General features: G+C 69.3%; 24 protein-coding genes. 5 read left to right on the top strand and 19 right to left on the bottom strand.

What is annotated here, in order from left to right; genetic code table 11:
* Positions 1-51 precede the first annotated feature (51 nt).
* The 3 genes from folD to AC1ECW_RS05995 are packed head-to-tail and all read left to right on the top strand — an operon-like array spanning position 52 to position 3,594.
* Positions 52-909, top strand: coding sequence for a bifunctional methylenetetrahydrofolate dehydrogenase/methenyltetrahydrofolate cyclohydrolase FolD (gene folD, locus AC1ECW_RS06005; RefSeq protein WP_481201435.1), 858 nt, complete (start codon positions 52-54; stop codon positions 907-909).
* Positions 906-2,927 carry a M3 family metallopeptidase gene (locus tag AC1ECW_RS06000; protein ID WP_409702575.1) on the top strand — a complete coding sequence of 674 codons (2,022 nt, stop codon included), beginning with the start codon at positions 906-908 and terminating at the stop codon, positions 2,925-2,927. Before folD ends, AC1ECW_RS06000 begins: the two co-directional genes overlap by 4 nt.
* Positions 2,928-2,961: 34 nt before the next feature.
* Positions 2,962-3,594 carry a glutaredoxin domain-containing protein gene (locus AC1ECW_RS05995; RefSeq protein WP_481201434.1) on the top strand — a complete coding sequence of 211 codons (633 nt, stop codon included), beginning with the start codon at positions 2,962-2,964 and terminating at the stop codon, positions 3,592-3,594.
* A 51-nt stretch (positions 3,595-3,645) separates the two neighbouring features.
* Here AC1ECW_RS05995 and rpiA read toward each other — a convergent pair whose 3' ends face one another.
* Complete coding sequence (gene rpiA / locus AC1ECW_RS05990) at positions 3,646-4,305, bottom strand: ribose-5-phosphate isomerase RpiA (protein ID WP_409702571.1); 660 nt, start codon at positions 4,303-4,305, stop codon at positions 3,646-3,648.
* Between the two features lie 66 nt (positions 4,306-4,371).
* Here rpiA and AC1ECW_RS05985 point away from each other — a divergent pair, with 66 nt between their 5' ends.
* The gene (locus AC1ECW_RS05985; RefSeq protein ID WP_481201433.1) at positions 4,372-5,409 is read left to right on the top strand and encodes a quinone-dependent dihydroorotate dehydrogenase; all 1,038 of its coding nucleotides are present in this window, start codon (positions 4,372-4,374) and stop codon (positions 5,407-5,409) included.
* On the opposite strand, the gene AC1ECW_RS05980 is transcribed toward AC1ECW_RS05985, so the two are convergent.
* The 17 genes from AC1ECW_RS05980 to AC1ECW_RS05900 form a co-directional block, all read right to left on the bottom strand.
* The gene (locus AC1ECW_RS05980) at positions 5,396-6,550 is read right to left on the bottom strand and encodes an NAD(P)/FAD-dependent oxidoreductase (protein WP_481201432.1); all 1,155 of its coding nucleotides are present in this window, start codon (positions 6,548-6,550) and stop codon (positions 5,396-5,398) included. The genes AC1ECW_RS05985 and AC1ECW_RS05980 overlap by 14 nt on opposite strands.
* The gene (locus AC1ECW_RS05975) at positions 6,547-7,380 is read right to left on the bottom strand and encodes an N-formylglutamate amidohydrolase (protein WP_409705867.1); all 834 of its coding nucleotides are present in this window, start codon (positions 7,378-7,380) and stop codon (positions 6,547-6,549) included. The genes AC1ECW_RS05980 and AC1ECW_RS05975 overlap by 4 nt, the downstream gene beginning before the upstream one ends.
* A gap of 271 nt (positions 7,381-7,651) precedes the next feature.
* A complete protein-coding gene (locus AC1ECW_RS05970; protein ID WP_481201431.1) occupies positions 7,652-8,167 on the bottom strand; it encodes a hypothetical protein in 516 nt (171 codons plus the stop codon).
* A gap of 1 nt (position 8,168) precedes the next feature.
* A complete protein-coding gene (locus tag AC1ECW_RS05965) occupies positions 8,169-8,708 on the bottom strand; it encodes a glycoside hydrolase family 108 protein (protein ID WP_481201430.1) in 540 nt (179 codons plus the stop codon).
* Positions 8,705-8,914: a hypothetical protein gene (locus AC1ECW_RS05960; RefSeq protein WP_481201429.1), complete on the bottom strand. Its 210-nt coding sequence runs from the start codon at positions 8,912-8,914 to the stop codon at positions 8,705-8,707. The genes AC1ECW_RS05965 and AC1ECW_RS05960 overlap by 4 nt, the downstream gene beginning before the upstream one ends.
* A complete protein-coding gene (locus AC1ECW_RS05955; RefSeq protein ID WP_481201428.1) occupies positions 8,914-9,471 on the bottom strand; it encodes a hypothetical protein in 558 nt (185 codons plus the stop codon). Before AC1ECW_RS05955 ends, AC1ECW_RS05960 begins: the two co-directional genes overlap by 1 nt.
* A gap of 5 nt (positions 9,472-9,476) precedes the next feature.
* Complete coding sequence (locus AC1ECW_RS05950; RefSeq protein WP_481201427.1) at positions 9,477-9,803, bottom strand: hypothetical protein; 327 nt, start codon at positions 9,801-9,803, stop codon at positions 9,477-9,479.
* The gene (locus tag AC1ECW_RS05945) at positions 9,787-10,206 is read right to left on the bottom strand and encodes a hypothetical protein (protein WP_481201426.1); all 420 of its coding nucleotides are present in this window, start codon (positions 10,204-10,206) and stop codon (positions 9,787-9,789) included. The genes AC1ECW_RS05950 and AC1ECW_RS05945 overlap by 17 nt, the downstream gene beginning before the upstream one ends.
* 8 nt (positions 10,207-10,214) lie before the next feature.
* Complete coding sequence (locus AC1ECW_RS05940; protein WP_481201425.1) at positions 10,215-10,565, bottom strand: DUF2793 domain-containing protein; 351 nt, start codon at positions 10,563-10,565, stop codon at positions 10,215-10,217.
* The gene (locus tag AC1ECW_RS05935; RefSeq protein ID WP_481201424.1) at positions 10,552-11,154 is read right to left on the bottom strand and encodes a hypothetical protein; all 603 of its coding nucleotides are present in this window, start codon (positions 11,152-11,154) and stop codon (positions 10,552-10,554) included. The genes AC1ECW_RS05940 and AC1ECW_RS05935 overlap by 14 nt, the downstream gene beginning before the upstream one ends.
* Positions 11,154-13,430, bottom strand: a complete 2,277-nt coding sequence (locus AC1ECW_RS05930; protein WP_481201423.1) for a phage tail protein — start codon at positions 13,428-13,430, stop codon at positions 11,154-11,156. The genes AC1ECW_RS05935 and AC1ECW_RS05930 overlap by 1 nt, the downstream gene beginning before the upstream one ends.
* On the bottom strand, positions 13,430-13,639 hold the full coding sequence (locus tag AC1ECW_RS05925; RefSeq protein WP_481201422.1) for a hypothetical protein: 210 nt from the start codon (positions 13,637-13,639) through the stop codon (positions 13,430-13,432). The genes AC1ECW_RS05930 and AC1ECW_RS05925 overlap by 1 nt, the downstream gene beginning before the upstream one ends.
* Positions 13,636-13,863, bottom strand: coding sequence for a hypothetical protein (locus AC1ECW_RS05920; RefSeq protein ID WP_062196822.1), 228 nt, complete (start codon positions 13,861-13,863; stop codon positions 13,636-13,638). The genes AC1ECW_RS05925 and AC1ECW_RS05920 overlap by 4 nt, the downstream gene beginning before the upstream one ends.
* 17 nt (positions 13,864-13,880) lie before the next feature.
* The gene (locus AC1ECW_RS05915; RefSeq protein WP_481201421.1) at positions 13,881-14,654 is read right to left on the bottom strand and encodes a phage BR0599 family protein; all 774 of its coding nucleotides are present in this window, start codon (positions 14,652-14,654) and stop codon (positions 13,881-13,883) included.
* A 13-nt stretch (positions 14,655-14,667) separates the two neighbouring features.
* Complete coding sequence (locus AC1ECW_RS05910) at positions 14,668-16,143, bottom strand: hypothetical protein (protein ID WP_481201420.1); 1,476 nt, start codon at positions 16,141-16,143, stop codon at positions 14,668-14,670.
* A 122-nt stretch (positions 16,144-16,265) separates the two neighbouring features.
* A complete protein-coding gene (locus tag AC1ECW_RS05905) occupies positions 16,266-17,327 on the bottom strand; it encodes a hypothetical protein (protein ID WP_481201419.1) in 1,062 nt (353 codons plus the stop codon).
* Positions 17,328-17,334: 7 nt separating this feature from the next.
* Positions 17,335-20,286, bottom strand: a complete 2,952-nt coding sequence (locus AC1ECW_RS05900) for a tape measure protein (protein WP_481201418.1) — start codon at positions 20,284-20,286, stop codon at positions 17,335-17,337.
* Between AC1ECW_RS05900 and AC1ECW_RS05895 the strand changes: the two genes are divergently transcribed.
* The gene (locus AC1ECW_RS05895; RefSeq protein ID WP_481201417.1) at positions 20,285-20,605 is read left to right on the top strand and encodes a hypothetical protein; all 321 of its coding nucleotides are present in this window, start codon (positions 20,285-20,287) and stop codon (positions 20,603-20,605) included. The genes AC1ECW_RS05900 and AC1ECW_RS05895 overlap by 2 nt on opposite strands.
* Here AC1ECW_RS05895 and AC1ECW_RS05890 read toward each other — a convergent pair.
* Positions 20,595-20,738, bottom strand: a complete 144-nt coding sequence (locus tag AC1ECW_RS05890) for a hypothetical protein (RefSeq protein ID WP_481201416.1) — start codon at positions 20,736-20,738, stop codon at positions 20,595-20,597. The genes AC1ECW_RS05895 and AC1ECW_RS05890 overlap by 11 nt on opposite strands.

Below are 20,738 nucleotides of genomic sequence, written 5' to 3'. Positions count from 1 at the left end.
CGCTGTGACAGCGGCCTTTTTCGTTTCCGGCATCGCACTCAAGGACTCCCCATGACCGCAAGACTCATCGACGGCAACGCCCTGTCCCGGCAGATCCGCGCCGACGTGGCCCGCCGGGCCGCCGCCCTGTCCGCCCAGGGCCATACCCCCGGGCTCGCGGTCATCCTGGTGGGCGACAACCCGGCCTCCCAGGTGTATGTGCGCAACAAGGTCAAAGCCTGCCAGGACAACGGCCTGCACTCGGTGCTCGAGCAGTACCCGGCCACGCTGTCCGAGGCCGACCTGCTGGCGCGTGTGGAGGCGCTCAACCAGGACCCCGCGATTCACGGCATCCTGGTGCAGCTCCCCCTGCCGGCCCACATCGACGCCCACAAGGTCATCGAGACCATCTCGCCGCTCAAGGACGTCGACGGCTTTCATATCGCCAGCGCCGGGGCGCTGATGGTCGGCCAAAGCGGCTTCAAGCCCTGCACACCCTACGGCTGCATGAAGATGCTCGAATCCATCGGCTGCGACCCTAAGGGCAAGCATGCGGTCGTGATCGGCCGCTCCAACATCGTCGGCAAACCCATGGCCCTGATGCTGCTGCAGGCCCATGCCACCGTCACCATCTGCCACAGTGCCACGCCGGACCTGGCGCACCACACCCGGCAGGCCGACATCGTCGTCGCGGCCGTGGGCCGACGCAACGTGCTCACCGCCGACATGGTCAAGCCCGGCGCGGTGGTCATCGACGTGGGCATGAACCGCAACGACGATGGCAAGCTCTGCGGTGACGTGGACTTCGACGGGGTGTCGAAGGTGGCCTCGGCCATCACCCCCGTGCCCGGTGGGGTTGGACCGATGACCATCACAATGTTGCTGGTCAACACCCTGGAGGCTGCGGAACGCGCGGCCCGGATGCGATGAATCCGAACCCTCTGCTCGACTTCACCGACCTGCCCCGTTTCGATGCGATCCGGCCCGAGCATGTCACGCCGGCCGTGAGCGAACTGCTCGCCGCCGCCAACGAGGCCCTGGAGCGTGCCGTCAGCGAAGCCGTGCCGGCCGACTATGAGGCCCTGTCGGCCGTGCTCGACGTGGCCACCGAACGCCTCGGGCGCGCCTGGGCAGCCGTGAGCCACCTCAACTCGGTCGCCGACAGCCCGGCGCTGCGTGCGGCCTACAACGAGAACCTGCCGCGCATCACCGAGTTCCACACCCGGCTGGGCGCCGATGAACGCCTGTACGCCAAGTACAAGGCCGTGGCCGCCAGCCCGGCTGCGCGTGAGCTGCGGCCGGCACGACGGCGTGCATTGTCCAACGCGATACGCGACTTCGTGCTCTCAGGTGCCGAGCTGCGCGGGCCGGCCAAGGTCCGCTTCGCGCAGATCCAGGAACGCCAGGCCGAGCTGTCGCAGAAGTTCTCCGAGCATGTGCTCGACGCCACCGACGCCTATGCCTATTACGCCGGCGAGGCCGAGATGGCCGGCGTGCCCGACGATGCGAGGGAGGCTGCGCGACAGGCGGCCCAAGCGGACGGGCGCGACGGCTACAAGCTCACGCTGCAGTTCCCGAGCTATTTCCCGGTGATGCAGTACGGGCAGGACCGCTCGCTGCGCGAGCGGCTCTACACCGCCTATGTCACCCGCGCCTCCGAGTTGGGTGAGCCCGAGCACGACAATTCCGCGCTGATGCGCGAACTGCTGGCCCTGCGCCAGGAGGAAGCCGAGCTGCTGGGCTATCGCAACTTCGCCGAAGTGTCCCTGGTGCCCAAGATGGCCGAGTCGCCGCAGCAGGTGCTCGACTTCCTGCGCGATCTCGCGCGCCGGGCACGGCCCCATGCCGAGCGCGATCTGGCCGAACTGCGCGAGTTCGCCCGCGCCGAGCTGGGCCTGCCCGAACTGGCCGCCTGGGACCTGGCCTATGCGTCCGAGAAGCTCAAGGAGAAGCGCTACGCCTTCAGCGACCAGGAGGTGAAACAGTACTTCACCGAGCCCAAGGTGCTCGAGGGCCTGTTCAAGATCGTCGAGACCTTGTTCGAGGTGGCCATCCGCCCCGATACCGCCCCGGTGTGGCACCCCAGCGTGCGCTTCTTCCGCATCGAGCGCGGCGGGCAGCTCGTGGGCCAGTTCTACCTCGACCCCTACGCCCGCCAGGGCAAGCGTTCGGGCGCCTGGATGGACGACGTGCGCGGCCGCTGGGCCCGACCCGATGGCCGCCTGCAGACCCCGGTGGCCCACCTGGTGTGCAACTTCGCCGAAGGTGTGGGCGGCAAGCCGGCCCTGCTCACGCACGACAGCGTGCTCACGCTCTTCCATGAGTTCGGCCACGGGCTGCACCACCTGCTCACCCAGGTCGACGACATCGGCGTGGCCGGCATCTCGGGCGTGGAATGGGACGCGGTGGAACTGCCCAGCCAGTTCATGGAGAACTTCTGCTGGGAATGGGAGGTGCTCAGACACATGACCGCCCATGTGGACACCGGCGAGCCGCTGCCGCGGGCCCTTTACGACAAGATGGTGGCCGCCAAAAACTTCCAGAGCGGCCTGCAGACGCTGCGCCAGATCGAGTTCGCGCTGTTCGACATGCGCCTGCATGCCGAGCCTGGCAGCCAGGAACGCATCCAGCAGGTGATCGACGAGGTGCGCGCCGAGGTGGCCGTCTTCCCGCCACCACCGTTCAACCGCATGCAGCACAGCTTCTCGCACATCTTCGCAGGCGGCTATGCGGCCGGCTACTACAGCTACAAGTGGGCCGAGGTGCTCAGCGCCGATGCCTACGGAGCCTTCGAGGAGGCCGGTGTGCTCGACGTGACCACCGGGCGGCGCTATCGCGAGCAGATCCTCGAGGTGGGCGGCAGCCGCCCGGCCGAGGAAAGCTTTCGCGCTTTTCGCGGCCGGGAGCCCCGCATCGACGCCTTGTTACGCCACCAGGGCATGGCCTGAGCTAGCATCCGCCTTGATTCGACGAGGAGGGCGCATGAAGCGAACGGTTCGACGCGAGGCCTTCGGCCTGCTGTTCGGCCTGCTGGCCAGCACGGCTGCACACGCCACGTACAAGGTCGTGGGCCCGGACGGCAAGATCACCTACACCGACCGGCCGCCTGCGCAGGCGGGCCAGGTGCGTGCCGTCGGCACGCCGGGCAGCGGCGGTGCGTCCGGCCCCGACGCGGCCCTGCCCTTCGAGCTGCGCCAAGTCGTGGCGCGTTACCCCGTCGTGCTCTACACCTCGGGGGATTGCCAACCCTGCGATGCCGGACGCAACCTGCTGCGCCAGCGCGGCATCCCGCACACCGAGTACAGCGTCACCACCGCCGCCGATGCCGAGGCCCTGAAGAAACTGGCCGGCAGCAACGAGGTGCCCCTGCTCACCATCGGCGCCCAGCGGATCAAGGGCTACTCGAGCAGCGACTGGAACGGCTACCTCGATGCGGCGGGCTATCCCAAGCAGTCGCGGCTGCCTTCCGGTTATCGTTTTGCCGAGGCCCTGCCCCTGGCGCCCCCGGCACCTGCCCCGGCCGCTCTCCCCGAGGCGCGCCCCGCCGATGGTCAGATCAGCCCGGCCGCACCGTTGCCGCCAGCTGGCAACGCGCCCCCCGGCTTCCGCTTCTGATTACCCTCCCGCAGCGCAGCCGGCGGGTGCGCCCGCCGGCGCCACGGCTTTTCAGAAGCTGAGCGCACGCACGCCTTCGGGCGTGCCCAGCAGACACAGATGGGCCCGGTGGCGGGCGAAGATTCCCACGGTGACCACCCCGGGCCACTGATTGATCTCGGTTTCCATCGCCAACGGATCGTCGATGCGCAGGCCGGCCACGTCGACGATCAGGTTGCCATTGTCGGTCACCACCCCCTCGCGCAGCTTCGGTTGCCCCCCCAGGGCGGCCAGGCGGCGCATCACCTGGGCCCGCGCCATCGGAATCACCTCCACCGGCAGTGGAAAGCGTCCCAGGGTGGGCACCAGCTTGGAGGCATCGGCAATGCAGACGAAACGCTGCGCCAGATCGGCCACGATCTTCTCGCGCGTGAGCGCGGCCCCACCGCCCTTGATCATGTGGCCTCGGTGGTCGATCTCGTCCGCCCCGTCGATGTAGACCGGCAGCGACGTGACCTCGTTGGCGTCGAAGACCGGGATGCCGTGTGCCACCAAGCGTTCAGTGCTGCGCACCGAGCTGGACACCGCTCCCTGGATGCGGTCCTTGATGCGGGCCAGCTCGTCGATAAAGCAGTTCACCGTCGAACCGGTACCCACGCCCACGATGCTGCCGGGCACCACATGCTCGATGGCCGCTCGCCCCACCAGGGCCTTGAGTTCGTCTTGCGTCATGGGATCGAAGGGCCGCAGTGCCCGCGCGTTTGAGACAATCCCGCGATTATCCCGGACCGACCGCCCATGTCCCTCTTGCCCTACGCCCTCGCCCGCCCTTTCCTCTTCGGCCTGGATCCCGAACACGCCCATGAGCTGACCCTGGCCGCGCTGGCACGCACGCAGCGCACACCGCTGGCCTGCGTCTATGGGCAATCGCGCGTGGACGATCCGGTCACCGTGGCGGGCCTGCGCTTTCCCAACCGGGTGGGGCTGGCGGCCGGACTGGACAAAAACGGCCGCTGCATCGACGGCCTGGCCGCCCTCGGCTTCGGCTTCATCGAGGTGGGCACCGTCACACCGCTGCCGCAGCCGGGCAACCCGAAGCCGCGCATGTTCCGCCTGCCGCAAGCCGATGCGCTGATCAACCGGCTGGGATTCAACAACGACGGGCTCGAGGCCTTCTTGGACAACGTGCGCCGCTCGCGCTTTCGCGACAGCGGCGGCATCCTGGGTCTGAACATCGGCAAGAACGCCAGCACGCCGATCGAGCGCGCCGTGGACGACTACCTCATCGGGCTCGAAGGCGTCTTCCCGCACGCTGACTATGTCACGGTGAACATCTCCTCGCCCAACACCCAGAACCTGCGTTCGCTGCAGTCGGACCAGGCCCTGGACGAGCTGCTGGGCGCGCTGCAGGCGCGCCGCCAGGCGCTGGTGCAGGCCCAGGGCCGCTCGGTGCCGATGTTCGTGAAGATCGCCCCCGATCTGGACGAGGCCCAGATCGGCGTGATCGCCGCCTCCTTGCGGCGCCATGGCATCGACGGCGTGATCGCCACCAACACCACCATCGAGCGCAAGGCGGTCGCCCATCTGCCCCACGGGCAGGAAGCCGGGGGGCTGAGCGGCCGCCCGGTGTTCGATGCCAGCAACCGCGTGATCGCCGCCCTGCGGGCCGCCTTGGGCCCGGACTATCCCATCATCGGCGTGGGCGGCGTGATGAGCGGGGAGGACGCCCGCGCGAAGATCGCTGCCGGGGCCGACCTGGTGCAGGTCTACACCGGACTGATCTACCGCGGCCCGGGCCTGGTGCGCGAGGCGGCGCTGGCGCTCAAAAGCCGCTGAGCCGCTGCGGCATCGGCTCGCCCAGCGCCAAGGCCGCGGCGGCCTCACCGAGCGCCAGCGAGGCCGTCAGCCCAGGCGACTCGATGCCGAAGAGATTGACCAGCCCCGGCAGGCCGTGCTCGCTGGGCCCGTGCAGACAGAAATCGCGGGCCGGCCCGCCCGGCGCCTGGATCTTCGGCCGGATGCCGCTGTAGGCCGGCTGCAGGCTGCCTGCGGGCAGGTCCGGCCAGTAGCGGCGGATCTCGGCCTCGAAGGCACCGGCACGGGCCGGATCGACGCGGTAGTCGAGACGGCCCTCGGGGTCGGGCTGCACCCATTCCACGTCCGGGCCGAAACGCGCCTGGCCGCCCAGATCCAGGGTCAAGTGCACGCCCAGGCCGGCCGCCTCGGGCACGGGGTAAATCAACCGCGAAAACGGGCAGCGTCCAGACAGCGCGTAGTAGCTGCCCTTCGCAAAATAGGCCTGGGGCACCTGGGCCGCCGGCAGGCCCTCAATGTCCACCGCCAGGGCCGGGGCCCACAGTCCGGCCGCATTGATCAGCACGCGGGTGCCCAGCCGACTCACCTCCTGAGCACCGGCGTCCAGTTCGAAGCCGTCGCCGACGCGGCGCACCCGCCGCACCGGGGACGCCAGTGCCACCAGCCCTCCCGCCGCCTCGAGATCCCCCTGCAGGGCCAGCATCAGGCCGTGGCTGTCGATGATGCCGGTCGAAGGTGAGAGCACCGCCGCAGTGCAGGCCAGCGCCGGCTCGAGGGCCCGGGCTTCGTCGGCGGTCAGCCAGCGCAGATCGTGCACGCCGTTGGCCGCCGCCTGGGCCATCAGCGCCCGCAGGGTCTCGTGTTGCTCGGCCGAGGTGGCCACCACCAGCTTGCCACAGCGCCGATGGATCACGCCCCGGCGGGTGCAGTAGTCGTACAGCCAGGCCTTGCCCGTCACGCACAGCCGCGCCTTCCACGAGCCTGCGGGGTAATAGAGCCCGGCATGGATGACCTCGCTGTTGCGCGAACTCGTGCCGGTGCCGATGGCCGTCTCGGCCTCCAGCACCAGGGTCTCCAGTCCGCGCAGGGCCAAAGCCCGGGCCGCGGCCAGACCAACCACGCCTGCGCCCACCACCACCGCATCGACACGATCCACGCTCATAGCCGCCTTGGGTCCAGCGCCAGCAGTTCGCGCACCAGGTCCAGCAGCAGGAGCTTGAGCGCTCCGAACCCTTCGTGCGGCTCGAGCGTGAGCTCGTCCATGTAGAGCTGGCGGTTCACCTCGAGCTGGAGGGAGTGGCGGTGCTGCGACGGCAGACCATGGCGACGCACGATCTCCACGCCCTTGTAGGGATGGTTGATGTTGACGCTGTGTCCCTGTGCCCGGAGATAGTCGGCCATCCAGCGCGTCAGCGCAGGGCTGGCCGTGGTGCCATCGCGGTCACCGATCACGAAGTCCGGGTGCTCCATCCCGGGGAAGTCGGTGGCGTGGGACGAGGCCACGGCTGGCATGGAGTGACAGTTGAGGTGGATGCAGTAGCCGTGGCGCAGCACTGCCGCCTGGACCTGCTGGGCCAGGGCCTCGTGATACGGATGCCAGCAGCGATCGATGCGACGGCGCACCTCCTCGACGCTGAGCTTGCGGTCGTACAGCGGCACGCCATCATCGGTGAGCCGCCACACCAGGCCCTTGCCCAGACGCACCTTCGGGCCGGCCTCCACCGGGCCGGGCCACGGGCCGTCCAGGAGGGTGTCATCCAGCTCGGTCAGGTTGCGGTTGACATCGAGGTAGCTGCGCGGGAAATGGGCCTCCACCCAGCCCACCCCCAGGCCGGGGGCGAAGTCATAGAGCTTGTCGACATGGGTGTCCTCGGCACGGCGCAGGACGGCCAGGTCGCAGGCATGGCCGAAGTCGTCCGGGTACCAGGTGCCGCTGTGCGGAGAATCGAGCACCACCGGGGTGGTGCCGGGTCGGCTGGTGACGTAACGCATGTCCCGATTGTGGCCCGGCCGCACCGCCGATGGGGCTGTGGCAACTACGCGGTCGCTCCGATCGAGGCCCCAAAAAGACCCAGGGCCCGGCACGTGGCCAGGCCCTGGAAGGTTTGGTGGGTGGTGCAGGGTTCGAACCTGCGACCCCTGCCGTGTGAAGGCAAGTCATGGCCGTTCAGCAAGCCGTTTTCCCTCTGTAAATCAACGGGTTGGCGGCCTGCGGCGGGCCGTTTCAGCCCAACTTTTTCACCATATTTACACCAGCGGCGGGTTACGGCCCGCACGTCAGGGCTTGGCGCTCGGCCCACAGCGCTCGGGCTTCGGCAGCGTGACGCTCAGCCGCTTCTGCGAGCGCTCCAGCCAGTCGCACACCATCGCCCAGTACGTCCCCGAGGGCACGGGCTCGATCCTCACCGCTGGGGGCGGCAGCTTCGGGGGTTCCACCACCACCGGCGGCGTAGGACTGGAGGGCGTCGCGCACGCCGTCAAGATCGCGGCGCAGGCGCTCAGCAGTGCGGCGCAGGGCCGCTTTCTCGTCTTCGTGGGCATGGCGTAGCTCCTGGGCTTTCTCGGCCTGGGACTGCTCCAGGCGGCGGTAGGCTTGGCTGGCGTCCAGCGCGGCGCGGGTGGCCGCAGCGTTGATGCGGTCGCGCTCGGCGCGGGTCTCGGCGTGCGCTCGGGCTTCGGAGGAAAGCCTCAGCGTTTGGATGCCCAGCAGCACCGCCAGCGCGGCGATGATGAAGGGGGCGGCCTTGGCCAGCATGTTCCAGGCAGGCTGTGGCACCATCTCAGGCCACCCGGTGCAGGAACCAGCCGTGCACGAAGGCCTCCTGGTTCGGCCTGCCTTCGGCGATTTCGATGTAGCGCGCGCCCTGCTGCGCGTTGAGCGCGCGCAGCAGCACCACGTGGCCGTCCTTGCCACGGTGCGCCAGGTACGCCTGAAGGGCCGCCAGCGTCATGCGCCCGATCGCGCCGTCCACCGCGATATCCGGGTAGATACGGCCCTCAAGGTTGAGCACGTTGAGCGCGCGCTGCAAGAAGCGCACGGCCACGCCGGTGCCCATGTTGACGCCGGTATCCAGCAGTTCCTCAGCAATCACGGCGCTGTGGTCGTTGACCAGATCGAAACGCGGCTGCGTCCAGTATCGTTCCAGGTAAATCTGCCGCGCCACGCTCTGCGGCATGTCCTGCATCCGGCCGCCGTAGCCGTAGGCCCGGGCGACCTGCTCGGTGATGCCCCAGTTCGTCGGGCCGCCACGGTCGGCCGGGTGATTGACGTAGCCGCCCTCGCGGCGGATCAGCTCATCGATGTACTGCTCGACTTTCATGGTCTCGCCGCCTTGTATGGTCTGAGCCGGAAAACCTCGTCGTGCAGGCGCACGGCCTCGTCGATCTCTACCCGGATGCGCCGGCGCATGGCCTCGACGATGTGGCGCGGCAGTCCCCGCTCGGGCTCGTCCTCGAGCATGCGCGAGCACACCGCGATGCGCAGGGCCACCGCGCGCGCCATGTCGATGTCAGGGTGGTACTTCATCATGGCTGGCGCGCGCAGACCGCTACCCGAGGCGTGGCGTCGAATGCGCAGTAAACCGAACGCCCCTCAACGAACGCCAGCCGGCGGCACGTGCAAGGCGCACCCACCGACGCCGTGCCATCCTGGCGAGTGGTGCGAGCACCGTCCGCCACGGCATAGGCCGGCCGGGTCATGCGGCCGGCATTGGCAGCCACCACGAAGCCCGGATCGGTCGGCTTGTGATGGGCATGGTCCCAGTAGGCCTCGACGCGGAATGCCGCCAAGGCGTCGCTCAGAGGGGCTGAGTGGGCCGCCAACATCTCACGGGCGAGCCCCAGCGGGTCCTGAGCGGCCGACAGCGAGGTCGCGGCCTGCGCCATCTGCGCCACCCCCATCGTGCCCACCACAGTCTGCGGCACCCAGTGAGTGACCTTGTCGCACCACCACACCAGCGCCGTCATGCCGTCGCGCTGCGAGACGTGCAGCGCCGTGCCACTTCCCACCGGGCGGGGCAGGCAGTCGATAGCCTGAGCCGACGCAGCAACCCAGGCGAACAGCACAGCGGGAATCATGCGCATGGCGATCACCTCTGTTGCGGGTGGGCTGGATGAGGCCTGGCCGTCAGGTCGGTGCTGCGGCGCCGCGGTGTCTTCGGTGATCGGGCCTGGCGCACAGCCGCGCTCACGATCCACACCGCCACGCCCGTCATGCTGGCCAGCAAGGCGGCCGAAGCGTCATCCGCTCCACTCCACACCAGGGAGATGGCGCGCGCTGCGGCAAACCCAAGCAGTGCGGCGACGACCGTGCGCACCGACACCTCGCCACGGGCTGCGCGCCCCAAGGTCCACAGCGATGCCAGCAGCACGATGGCGCCGCTGGCCAGCAGAATCACATCAAGCAGGACGGCCATCATCGCTTGCTCCTTTCGTGGCGGCGATGCGTCGCACGACGCCCCAGGCCAACGGGCCGGCCTTGTGGATGAGCGCGGCAATCGCAAAGGCCAGCACCCAGCGCTCGATGAGCGCCAGCGGGGCCGTCCATGCCCAGGCGGGGGCGAGCTGTAGCACCAGGGCGCTGCCCACGATGCCGCTGAGCACGCTCACCAGCACCAGCCCGGCCGTCGAGGCGGCCCATCGCATGGACAGGGTGTTGTCCCGGCTGCGGTCGAGGTAGACGGCCACCAGGCTGCCCAAGAAGGCCCACAGGATCACCTCCTCCGGGGGGCGGCCCGCAGCGGCTGCCACCGTGGGCACCGCGGCGGCGGTGCCGGTGGCCAAGGTGGACACCGCCGTCGTCGTAATGTCTGCGGCCATGGGCGACCTCACACCGTCACACCGGTGCTCCAGCCGGTGGGCTTGTACACGACGAGCCGGTCCTCGGCGGCGATGAAGCAGACCCAGCCGACCCTCGGGGCGTGGAACTCCCAGACGCCGTTGATGCGCACGGCAATCTGGCCGGTGCGGCCAGCCCAGTCGCCGGTGGCACCGCTGGGCACGATGTAGCGATCGCCCTCGGCAGGGCTGGCCGGTGGCGTGGTCAGGGTGCGGCTCGCGACCGACAGGCCCACGACGGCGCCCAAACGCTTGAGGTTGACGTCCATCTCGGTGTGCCAGCCGGATTCGCCCAGCGTCCAGCCGTAGGCCAGGCCCAGGTTCGGATCAAACTGCGGCATGGGGGATCTCCGATCTTTGGGGGGTATTTCTGACCCTGCGAAGGATCAGGTGGTGTTGGTCGGGATGCTGGCGCCAGTGGCGGCCGACGATGGGCAGATGCAGCACGCCGCCGGTGGCGGCCAGGGCCCGGGTGAGAGGCCACTCCGGGACGTCGTGGATGCGCTCGATCCGGCTCAGCAGCGGCTCGACGGCGCTTCGACGCATCACGATCAGGCCGTGGACGTGGCTGGCCGAGTGGGCGTGCTGCCAGCGGCTATAGGCCAGTCGCCGCACGCCGATGGGGCGGCCTTGCGCGTCCATCAGCGCCTCGTCGGTGTAGGCCAGCACCGCCGACGGACAGTCATCGAGCGCATCGGCCAGGCGTGCAAAGGCACCGGCCTCGTAGCGATCGTCCGGGTCGACGAAGGACACCAGCGGCAGGCTGCCGCGCGCGAAGCCCGCCGCGCGCGCCTGGCCCAGGCGACCCCGCAGGCCCGGCAGCACATGCAGGCGGATCGGCGCACCGGTGAGGCTCGCCAAGCATTCCTCGCGCCAGGACTCGGGCTCGTCGAGCGTGAGCAGGTGCACGTCGATGCGAGGCGCTGCCATCACACCTCTCCCCAGTGTTGCCCCCAGCGCAGGCCGTAGCCGGCACGGTCGACGCTGCGCGCCTGTGCCTGCCAGCTCTCCAGTCCATCGCGCACGGCGGTGATTTCGAGGGTCACGCGATCGCCCGCGGCACCGGCGTCCGCGGCGGCATCGGCCACCGTCCAGGTCCAGGTGTTGCTGGTGAGGCTGTTGGCCGTGCGCACCAGGGCGCCGTGGCGGTCGCGCACGCGCACGGTGTAGCTCGTGCCCGGCTCGGGGCCGATGTCGCCCTCGTCCTGGTGCACGAGGTAGGCGGTCTGTTGGGTGCGGTCGCGGTGGGCCCACGTGACGGTGAGGTCACCGGCCACCACGGCGGGCTCGGTCCGGCCATTGAGGCGGATGCGGCCCGGGGGATAGGGCCGCGCCTGGCGGCCGGCCAGCACCAGCGGCTGCCCGTTGGCGGCCAAGACGGCGGCGCCTTCGCCGCTGGCCGTGCGCGGAACGGCGGCCACATAGACCGATTCGCCCGGCGCGCGGTCGGTCTCCTCGGCCGCCAGCCACTCGCCCACGCCCACCAGCCGCGTGCCGGCCGCGTGCGCCTGCGGCGTGGTATCCAGCACCCCGCGCGCAAGATCGACCGTGCCCGCGCCGGCATCGAAGGCGAGGATGGCCACCGCTTCGCGGATCTGGCCGGCGGCATCGACCAGGTAGGCGTAGTCGCCCACCGCGAGGCGTTGCGCTTGGCTGCTCGACGAAAACGCCACGGCCAGCGCATCGGCCTCGCTGGCCGGCAACGGCGCGGACAGCGTGAGCAGCGGCGCGTAGTCCTCCTCGGCGGCATCGGCCAGCGCAGCGGCCGAGGCGCCGGTTTGCATCTGCCAGTTGAGCTGCCCCAGCCCGCCGGCCACGGCCAAGGCCCCGACGTAGGTGTCCGTGTCGGTGAGGTAGTCCAGATCGGCCCGGCCCAGGCGCCGCGCGAGTTCCCAGTACGGCACCTCGACGGCCAGCACCAGGGCCGGGGGCTGCGGCGTCACTGTCACGGGCGGCGGGGGCGGCGGCGCGGGCGTCAGCACCGTGTTGCCCATGGCGAACACGTCTTCCACCGCCTCGATGCGCCACTGGCCCGCGCCCAGCGCGCCGGTGTCGATGCCGGTGACGCGCACCACCATCCGCTCGATGCCCAGACGTGGCCAGTGCAGCAAGAACACGTCGCCCGGCAGGGGCGGCCGCTCGAAGGCGGCAGGGGCGACGGTCAGGCTCATGCGCGCCAGCGGCGAGCCCAGCGCCCGCAGGTCGCGCAAGGCCAAGCGCGCGGCCAGCGGCCCCCAGTTGACGCCGGGGTAGTCGCGCCGCTGGTTGATGACGCCACCTTGCAACTGGATCGCGGCGAGGTTTTGCACCGACACCGTGGCTTCCTTGCCCGTGGCCCAGTCGGTGTAGACCACGGTGATCTCGTTGGGGAGTTCCCCCCACTGCGCGCGCTCGAAGCGCTCGATGCGCACGATCTCGTCGGGGCCGATGCGCGGCAGACTGCCGGACGTGTAGTCGTCGCGCAGCAGCTTGAGTTCGAAGAGCCCCGTATAGGGATCGAGGTAGAGGATGCCACCGATGTGGTCGAGCACCTGGGCGATGAAGGATTCGATGGGCTGCTGGCGCGTCCAGACGAGGTTCAGGCCAAATTCTTCGCCATGGAGGACATAGGCCGCGTTGCCGAAGCTGCCGCCCAGGGTCGAGAGGGGATAGCCCATGCCCCAGTGCGGGTCGGTGAGGCACTGCACCAGGATGTGCGCCGGGTTCATTCCGACCAGGACCTCTACTGCGGCCTCATCATCCCAACCGCGTACCTGGGCGAGAGATGCCATCCACGGCGCATTGCCATGCCAGCCTTCCGTGAAGCGCCGCACCCGCACCGCCCAGGGCTTGAGGTAGGGATTGTTGGCGGCGAACAGGATCTTGCGCGCCACGATCGACAACACCCCGCGAAAGGCCGGGATGTTGGCCCCGAGCTGCCCCATCAGGTAGTCGTTGCGGGCCTGCGTGGCCGCGCCGGAAAGCACGTCGAGGTCGCCCACCACGCCGCCTTCGCGTTTGTCGCCGCCGAACAGCGTGGGCGCATCGAGGCGTACTCGCCCCAGGCCACCCACCGTGAGCACTGGCGCGCGGCTCGCATCGCCCCAGGCGGTGCGGTCACCGATCTGAATCTCCTGCACAGCATCGACCGGCCCCTGGCACAGCACCAGGTGCATCCCGGCGCGGTAGCGGTAGCCGACGGTCTGCTTCTTGCGGCGCCCGCCCATCAGCGCTGCTCCTCATGGCCTTGCCGGGCGACCTCGACCACGCGCCGAGCCATCGCATCCCCGGTGGCCAACAGGACGGACGCGGGCAGTCCCTGGGTGAGGAAGGCGCGGAAGTTCAGGCCTTGGCGCGCGAACCAGGTGCGCGTGCCGGGCACGCACAGACCCGCGGCGCGCACGTGGTCGATGGTGACGGTCACGTCCTCGTTCACTTCTTGCCGCCCTTCTTCTTGATCGGCTCGGCCTCCAGGTCGCCGTACCACACGACATTGGCCCCGCGCAGCAGCACCGCGCCGAAGACGACCGGGATCGGTCGGCCCTCCTCGGCCGTGGGTGCGTCGAGGTCGGAGAGTTCGGCGGGTTTGGGCGCGGGCGGTTTGGGCGCGAGCGCCGCCGACACCAGCGCCGCCACGACGATGACGACCAGGTACCACATGGGATGCTGCGCTCCTGTCAGAAGACACCCGTCGAGAACGGGTTCTTGATGGGGATGAAGGGGAAGCCGCCGTAGTTGTCGAGGTTGTTGAAGCGCGACTGGCAGGTTTGCATGCTATGGTCGCACCCGGCCACCAGAAGCACCGGATCGCCCGGCTGCAAGTCGGCGGGATAGAGCAGCTCGACTTGCGGCGCTGACACGCGCACGATCATGTGGCGTGCGCCGGAGGCGGTTTCAAGCCAGCCGCCGGCAAGCGCCCCGTCCACGGCTGGCGGCATGGTGTCCAGGTAGACAAGGCGGCCGCTGACGTCCTCCACGATGGCCGATGCCGACACCGGCGAGGCGCCGCAGGCCTGGGAGTACAGCACGTGCGAGCACGAGCGGCTGTACAGGCGCCGCAGGCCGATGCGCTTCAGGCTCACCTGGGCGGGCTCGCAGCGGATGCGAGCTGCGTCATCGGCCACCTCCACCCCGAGCACGCGGCCCATCCAGCGCACGCCGGTCAGCATCCAGCTTGTACTCGACGGCGACGATCGGCTCGCCGTGCGCAACACGACGCTGGTGATCTCCCCGCGCGTAGCCGCTTGCAGCAGATGGCGCACGAGCGCGTGATCGGGCGGCAGCTTCAGATCGAGCGCTGCCTTGGCGGCCTCCGCGCCCAGGGCCAGCGCGTTGCGCTCGATCTGGCAGGGCTCAAAGGTGCTTCCGCCCATCTCCACGGTGACTTCATGAGGCGTCAGGTGGAACGGCCCTGCGCCGCCGGAAAACTCGTACAGCTCGACTTCTTGCATCCGTGCATCCCCGTCAGTACTCGACGGGCGGGTCGCCCCCGCCGCCGCCGCCGTAATCGTCCTCATAGGTCATGCCGCGCTGCGGCGGCAAGACGCGCAGCGTCAAGGTGAGCTCGACGAGCGCCGGGGTGTGCCAGTTGAAGTCCACCGCGTCGTGGTCGAGCCGGCAGCGCACGAGCCGCACGATGCGGCTGCCTGCGGGCACCGGCTGGGCCAGCCCGCTGCGCAGCACGAGGACGCCGCCTTGGTCGTGGTGGTACGCCCCGCTCAGCACATGCTGACGGCTGCCGTCCGGGTGCAGGATCACGGCCCCGGCGGGCCGGTGCCAGTACGCTTGAGCACCGGTGCCGCTGACACGCAAAAAGCCATCGTCCACCCCGGCGGCCGAGGTGACGCGCAGCACCGGCGCCAGGCCATCGGGCGACCAGCACTCACCCACGCGGCCTTGCATCCGGTACAACCGGGCGCGCCAGTGCGTGATCTGCTCGCGGCCGCAGGCCAGGTAGCGGCGCTGCAATGTCGTCGTCGGCCATGGGTCGTCACGGCGGACCCAGGGATCGGCGGGCGTCTTGTCGATGAGCGTGAGCTCGCCACTGCCTGTGGCGCCAGGGTCGTCGCGCCAGTTCGCATCCGGCCACACAGGCAGCGCCTCCAGGATCGGATCGGCCGGCATGTCCTCCGGAAGCGGGGGCGCATCGAAGGCCACCCGGGCGGTCACCGTCCCGCCGGCCACCCCCGGCCGCCACAGCGCCATCTCGCCGCCCACGTCGGCCACTCCTTGCACCAGGGGCATGACGAGAGATCCGGGACGAAGCATCCGCGCCAGCGGCTCGGCCAGCCAAAACCGGCTGTCCTCCACATCGGCCAGTGCCAGCGCCTGCCAGTGCTCTCCATCGACGGCCAGGGCCCGGCGCTGTCCGTCCCCAGCGTCCCAGAACTGTCCGGAGCCATCGAGCCAGGGGTGGAACTGGGCCGGCACGAAACCGGCGTCTGCAATGCCGGCCGCGTCGATCGCCACAGCGCCGGCGGGCGCTGCAGCGTCGAGCGCGACGGCATACTGCGGCAGTGGCCACCACGTCACCGCGCCGAGATGATCGGCGATCCAGTCGGCCACCAGCGCATCATGGGCGCTGCCGTGCCCGACGTTGTAGCGCATGACGCGGCGCGGCGCGAACCGCCGCGCGCTGCGCAGCTCGCCGCCGCTGGCGGTGCGCACGACCGAGGAGCTCCACTCCAGCCGCTCCACCAGCGGGGAGGCCCAGTCGTGCCGGAAGGCGAAGACTGCGCGCTGCGCCTGCGGCCACGGCGCTTGCCCCAGCGCCTCGATGGCCGAGGTTCTGACGTCGGCGGCCGCCGTCTCGCGGCGCAGCACTTCCACCAGGAACGCGACCGCGCTGCGCACGGGCTGCGGCAGCGATGCGGCCTCGGCGTGCACAGCCACGGCATGGACCGGCGGCTGTCCCGGCGATGCGGCTGTCTCGGCGGTCACACCTGCGGCCTCAAGGCCGGCGGACGACGGCCGCGCCAGCGTCTCGGCGCCAACTTGGGCCGCGGCACGGCCTGGAGAGGGCCTGGAGGCGGCCTCCGTCAGCTCGTGCGAGACCTGCCGCGTCACGCCGCCTCCACGCCGAACTCGGCCGCGTTGAGCGTGCCCTCAGTCCACTGCACGTTGCCGTTCGGGTTGAGCTCGAACATGGCGGTGTGCCAGGCGAGTTGCTCTTCCAACACGATGTCGGCGCTGACGGCCGACTGCGCGCCGCTGATGACCAGACCGCGAGCGCGGCCGTTACCCGCATCCGTCTTGCGAGCAAGCATCGTCACCTGCGCCCCATGCACCGCTGGCGAAGCCATAACCGGCAACGCGGCCATATCAAAGCTGTGCCGCATGCCCACGGTGGCCGCCGTGATGGCGGTGGCGTCATCACCATCGCTGACGGCCTGCCACGCTGGTAGACCTGAGGGCGAGACCGACCACTGCGCCTGCGTGCCCTGGGCCTGGGCTTGCAACACGTCCACCCGCACGTCGCCCAGGAATGTGTTGTTGATCGTCCCAGTGGTGTCGGCGATGTAGAGATCGTCCACGTCGATTGTCACGGCGGTCTCTTGGCCGGGAGGAGGCCCAAGAAACACGGTGATCAGACCGTTGGCACCATTCAGGGTATCGAGCGCGTTTTGGGTGATGACGCTCACACCATTGAGGCGAACTTCAAACACGCCGGAGGAGTCGCTTTGCACCAGTCGCATCTCGATGTAGTGCCACCCACGCGCGGCAGCCGTGGCCACCGAGCGCGCCAGCGTCCAGAACCCATATCCACTGCTGGACTGCAAGGCCCTGAGCCGCCCGTCCGCATCGATGCCCACGGCATGGGTCATGTTCGCTGCGGTGTCGCGCACGCCCATCAGAACGGGTAGCTCGCCCGTGTTGCTGAACGGCGCTACGCGCACGGCCGCGCCGACGATCAACGCCGAGCGGACGGACGGCAGGTTCTTGACGTAGCCGCCACCGGGCCCTGCCGGCAGTCGCAAGGCGTAGGACGAGGGCCGCCGGCCGGGGATGCGCGTGGCCTGCGGCGAGAGATACGCCGCCTTGCCGCGGGCAAGCCACGGCTCGCCGAAGGAATCCAGCGCCTGCGGGTCGTAGTGGTCGAAGCCGTCGATGAAGAGCAAGGCCATAGTGTGGTCATCCTTGAAGCGCTGAGCGCACCGCGCGCGCATTGCGCCCGATGATGTTGAGGATCACCCGCTCGCCGGCGGGGGTTTGCAGGTGGTCGTGCGTGACGCCCGGGTCGATGGCGTTGACGATGCGCACGGCGTTGTTCACCTGCGGCGCGGCCGGTGCCACCTGCACGGCAGGCACCAGGCCGCCGGCGGCGAAGGCCAGGCGCTGCCCGTCCCAGGCCGGCGGCGTGCGCAGGCCATTGATCGCATCGAGGAAGGCCACGCCCACGCGCTGCACGGCCGCAGCCCGCACCACGTACTCGCCGGCGGACAGCCGCGCCGGGATGGAGTCGCTGGTCGAGGTCCCCGGCCCACTGACCAGGCCGCCTGCGGCAAACTTCTTGACCTTGCCCAGCAGCGCCATCACCGCGGCCACCATTGCGGCCATGGCCGCAATGGCCAGCCCCGGTCCCACGACCGGAATCGACGCCTGCGAGGCCGCCGCGCCCGATCCAGCCTGGGCCGCGTCCATCGACACCTTGGCGGTGGTCTCGGCCGACTTCATCGCCACCGACTGCGCCGTCGCGGCCTTCTCGACGACCTGTTCCTGCTGGATGAAGCCCAGCTTCACCGCGAACATCTTCGCCTGCATCGCCACCCACTGCTGGAAGGGCTGGATGACGATTTGCTGCAAGAAGGCATTGGCCACCTGCCTGAACAGCCCGGCCATTGCGGCGCGCCAGCTCTGCGCGCCGGTGACCATGGCCTGCAAGGCCGTGCCGAAGCTCTCGCCGATGCCGTTCCACAAGGGAGCCATCTGATCGGTGACCAGACGCGTGCGCTCCAGCTCGTTGTTGAAGGCTTGCACGCGCAGCACCGCCTCGGGCCCGATCGCCTGCGCGGCCTGCTGCATCGCGGGCAGCAGCCGCTGCAGCTCGGCCGCCGATTGCTGTTGCAAGACCACGATCCGCTGCCGAGCCTGGGCCTCGGTGAGCAGCCCCGCCTGCTGCTGGATGCCGATGGCCTCCTGCGCGTTGCGCAGCCGCTCGGTGACGAGCCGCCACTCCTGTTCCAGCCGGGCGAGGTTGGCCTGGGCGGCCTTCACGTCGATGAGCCGGTCGATCAGCGCCACGCCCGCGGCGTCGTTCTCGGCCGCCAGGCGTGCGCGAAGATCCCGGTAGCTGCGCTCGATCGCGGCGCGCCGGTCTTCCGCCGTGTCGGTGCCGGTGAGCTGGGCGAGTTCCTCGCGCGCCTGGGCCAAGGCCTCGGCCAGTTCCCGCTCGGCCCGGGCGGCGGCGCGGGCGTTGGCGACCTCGATGTCGGCGCGGCGGTCGTTGAGGACGATGAGGTCGGCCTCGAGCTTGGCCACCTCAGCCTTGGCGCGCAGCCGATCGGACTCGGTGGCGCGCGGATTGGCGACGAGGGCGCGTTGGGCGGCAATCTCCTGCTGGCGGCGGGCGATCTCCGCATCGATCTCCTGCTGCTCAATGGCGGTCTTGCGCGCGTAGTAATCGCGGATCGATACCAGGCGGTCCTCGAGCGCCGCGTCAAGCTGGCGCTTTTGCCGCTCAAGGCTGTCCTTGAGCAGCGCAAACTCGGCCTCGGCGTCGGATTTGAGTTGCGCCAGCATGGCCGTTGCGCCAGCCTTGCCCTTGCTCGACTTGTCGAGCTGCTCCTTGTACCAGCGCTCCAGTTTTGCGCGCGCCTTGTTGTACTCCTCGATGCTGAGTGCGCCGCTGGTCAGCGCCGCGTACAGGTTGGCCGCGTGCGTCTTGTATTCGGCAGCGAGCTTTTCTTCTTGCGACTTGATCGCATCGAGCGTCTTGCGCTGCTCGGCAGTAAGCGACGCTTCCAGATACTGCATCGTCTTTGATGCGGCCTGCGCTTGACCCTGGCGCAGCTTGTCGAAAAACTCGTCCACCCGCTCTGTGAGCAGCTTCGGGAACCAGCGCTGCGCCATGTCCTCGTTGTACGCCTGCACGAACGCATTGCGCTCGTCCAGCGCGCGCTTCATGGCCGCCAGGCCAGCGTCTCCAATCCCTTTCGTCACGACGGCCGCGGCAATGTCGAAGACGAACTTGATGTCGCGCGCCACGGCCGCAATGGCGCCGCCGATGGTGCGCAAGACGTTCGGCACGAACAGCACGAACTCGCGCACCACATCAACGAGCGCGGCAATGGCCTTGGCCGATTTGCGCGCAAACTCCACGATGCCGTCGCTTTGCGCCAACGCCTTGCTGGCGTCTTTCAGCCCCATCGCATTGTCAATGGCGTCTGCAAGCGCGCCGCCGATCAACTGCATGGCCTGCGTTGCCGCGTTTGTGACGCGATTGACGGCAGCGCCCATCGTGTCTGCGCTGGCGGGGATTTCCTTCGCAAGCCGCTCGGCAAACTTCGGCAGAAAGTCCTCGGCCAGCACTTGGCCGCGATCAAGCATCTCAGATAGCTCGGACGTGGTCACGCCCATCGCGCGCGCGGCAATCTGGAATGCGCCTGGGATACGCTCGCCAAGTTGTCCGCGCAGTTCTTCGGCCTGCACCGTGCCCTTGCTCATCATCTGCGAGATGGCAAGCAGCGCGCCGGAGGTTTCAGCGGACGACAGCCCGAGCGTGGAGGCGGCCCCGGCGACTGCCGAGAACACCTTGCGCGCCGCCTCCCCCTCGAGCGCCGTGCCGCGCGCGGCGGCGGCCAGCTTGAGGTAGGCTTCCTGTGCATCCGACAGCGAAATGCCGAGCCGCTGCGCCTCGTCGCGCACAAACTTCTGCTCCGCCGCCGCAGCAGACGCGGAGCCCGCGAGCACCTTGAATGCGTTGCCGAGTCTCTCCGCTTCCAGCGCGGCCTTGGGAAGCGAGACGAAGGCGGCTGTTACCGCAGCGCTGAGGGCTTGGAATGCCGCCTGACCAAGCGCGAACGCCTTGGCCATGTCGCCAATCTTGACCTTCGCCACTTCGACCTTCTGCGCGACCACCCCCATGGCGCGCGCCGACTCGCCCAAGGCGGCCACGGCCTGGCGGTTGTCGGCGACGATTTTGATCTCGATTTTGTTGTCGGCCATACTGGGTTACATGCAAGCGCTCGTTTCGATCATTGCCGTTTACGCACTGGTATGCGCGATCCTGCCCGCTCTTGTCGCCCTGCGCCGCAATCTGGGATGGCGCACTGCCGCGCTGGTGTGCGCGTTCGGCCTGCTCACCGGTTGGACGGGGTATGGCGCCTTTGTTGCATGGGGATATGCCATCTTGGAGACGCCGGACGACGGCGCGTCCGTGAACATCGAAATCCTTATTCGCTGACCTCCTTCACCCACCGCTCCCAGTCCTTTTTCTCGGCCTGCGCCGCGCGCGCGGCCACCGCCATGTCCAGCAGGCGCTGACGACGCATCGTCTGCGCCGCCTGCAAGAAGTCCCGCGCGTCGCTCCAGGCCAT

It is taken from the genome of Caldimonas hydrothermalis (assembly GCF_056746695.1).
The sequence above is the reverse complement of the archived record's forward strand: the minus strand, read 5'-3'. Positions and strand labels throughout refer to the sequence as shown.

Excerpts from the sequence above, each read along its gene's own strand:
- AC1ECW_RS05965 (WP_481201430.1), bottom strand. The coding sequence starts at position 8,708 with ATGAAAGTCGAGCAGTACATCGATGAGCTGATCCGCCGCGAGGGCGGC.
- AC1ECW_RS05945 (WP_481201426.1), bottom strand. The coding sequence starts at position 10,206 with ATGGCCGCAGACATTACGACGACGGCGGTGTCCACCTTGGCCACCGGC.
- AC1ECW_RS05980 (WP_481201432.1), bottom strand. The coding sequence starts at position 6,550 with ATGAGCGTGGATCGTGTCGATGCGGTGGTGGTGGGCGCAGGCGTGGTT.
- AC1ECW_RS05900 (WP_481201418.1), bottom strand. The coding sequence starts at position 20,286 with ATGGGGGTGGTCGCGCAGAAGGTCGAAGTGGCGAAGGTCAAGATTGGC.
- AC1ECW_RS05985 (WP_481201433.1), top strand. The coding sequence starts at position 4,372 with ATGTCCCTCTTGCCCTACGCCCTCGCCCGCCCTTTCCTCTTCGGCCTG.
- AC1ECW_RS05955 (WP_481201428.1), bottom strand. The coding sequence starts at position 9,471 with ATGCGCATGATTCCCGCTGTGCTGTTCGCCTGGGTTGCTGCGTCGGCT.
- AC1ECW_RS06000 (WP_409702575.1), top strand. The coding sequence starts at position 906 with ATGAATCCGAACCCTCTGCTCGACTTCACCGACCTGCCCCGTTTCGAT.
- AC1ECW_RS05935 (WP_481201424.1), bottom strand. The coding sequence starts at position 11,154 with ATGGCAGCGCCTCGCATCGACGTGCACCTGCTCACGCTCGACGAGCCC.
- AC1ECW_RS05940 (WP_481201425.1), bottom strand. The coding sequence starts at position 10,565 with ATGCCGCAGTTTGATCCGAACCTGGGCCTGGCCTACGGCTGGACGCTG.
- AC1ECW_RS05950 (WP_481201427.1), bottom strand. The coding sequence starts at position 9,803 with ATGGCCGTCCTGCTTGATGTGATTCTGCTGGCCAGCGGCGCCATCGTG.
- AC1ECW_RS05895 (WP_481201417.1), top strand. The coding sequence starts at position 20,285 with ATGGCGCGCGCCGACTCGCCCAAGGCGGCCACGGCCTGGCGGTTGTCG.
- rpiA (WP_409702571.1), bottom strand. The coding sequence starts at position 4,305 with ATGACGCAAGACGAACTCAAGGCCCTGGTGGGGCGAGCGGCCATCGAG.
- AC1ECW_RS05890 (WP_481201416.1), bottom strand. The coding sequence starts at position 20,738 with ATGGCCTGGAGCGACGCGCGGGACTTCTTGCAGGCGGCGCAGACGATG.
- AC1ECW_RS05975 (WP_409705867.1), bottom strand. The coding sequence starts at position 7,380 with ATGCGTTACGTCACCAGCCGACCCGGCACCACCCCGGTGGTGCTCGAT.
- AC1ECW_RS05905 (WP_481201419.1), bottom strand. The coding sequence starts at position 17,327 with ATGGCCTTGCTCTTCATCGACGGCTTCGACCACTACGACCCGCAGGCG.
- AC1ECW_RS05970 (WP_481201431.1), bottom strand. The coding sequence starts at position 8,167 with ATGGTGCCACAGCCTGCCTGGAACATGCTGGCCAAGGCCGCCCCCTTC.
- AC1ECW_RS05995 (WP_481201434.1), top strand. The coding sequence starts at position 2,962 with ATGAAGCGAACGGTTCGACGCGAGGCCTTCGGCCTGCTGTTCGGCCTG.
- AC1ECW_RS05915 (WP_481201421.1), bottom strand. The coding sequence starts at position 14,654 with ATGCAAGAAGTCGAGCTGTACGAGTTTTCCGGCGGCGCAGGGCCGTTC.
- folD (WP_481201435.1), top strand. The coding sequence starts at position 52 with ATGACCGCAAGACTCATCGACGGCAACGCCCTGTCCCGGCAGATCCGC.
- AC1ECW_RS05960 (WP_481201429.1), bottom strand. The coding sequence starts at position 8,914 with ATGAAGTACCACCCTGACATCGACATGGCGCGCGCGGTGGCCCTGCGC.
- AC1ECW_RS05930 (WP_481201423.1), bottom strand. The coding sequence starts at position 13,430 with ATGGGCGGGCGCCGCAAGAAGCAGACCGTCGGCTACCGCTACCGCGCC.
- AC1ECW_RS05920 (WP_062196822.1), bottom strand. The coding sequence starts at position 13,863 with ATGTGGTACCTGGTCGTCATCGTCGTGGCGGCGCTGGTGTCGGCGGCG.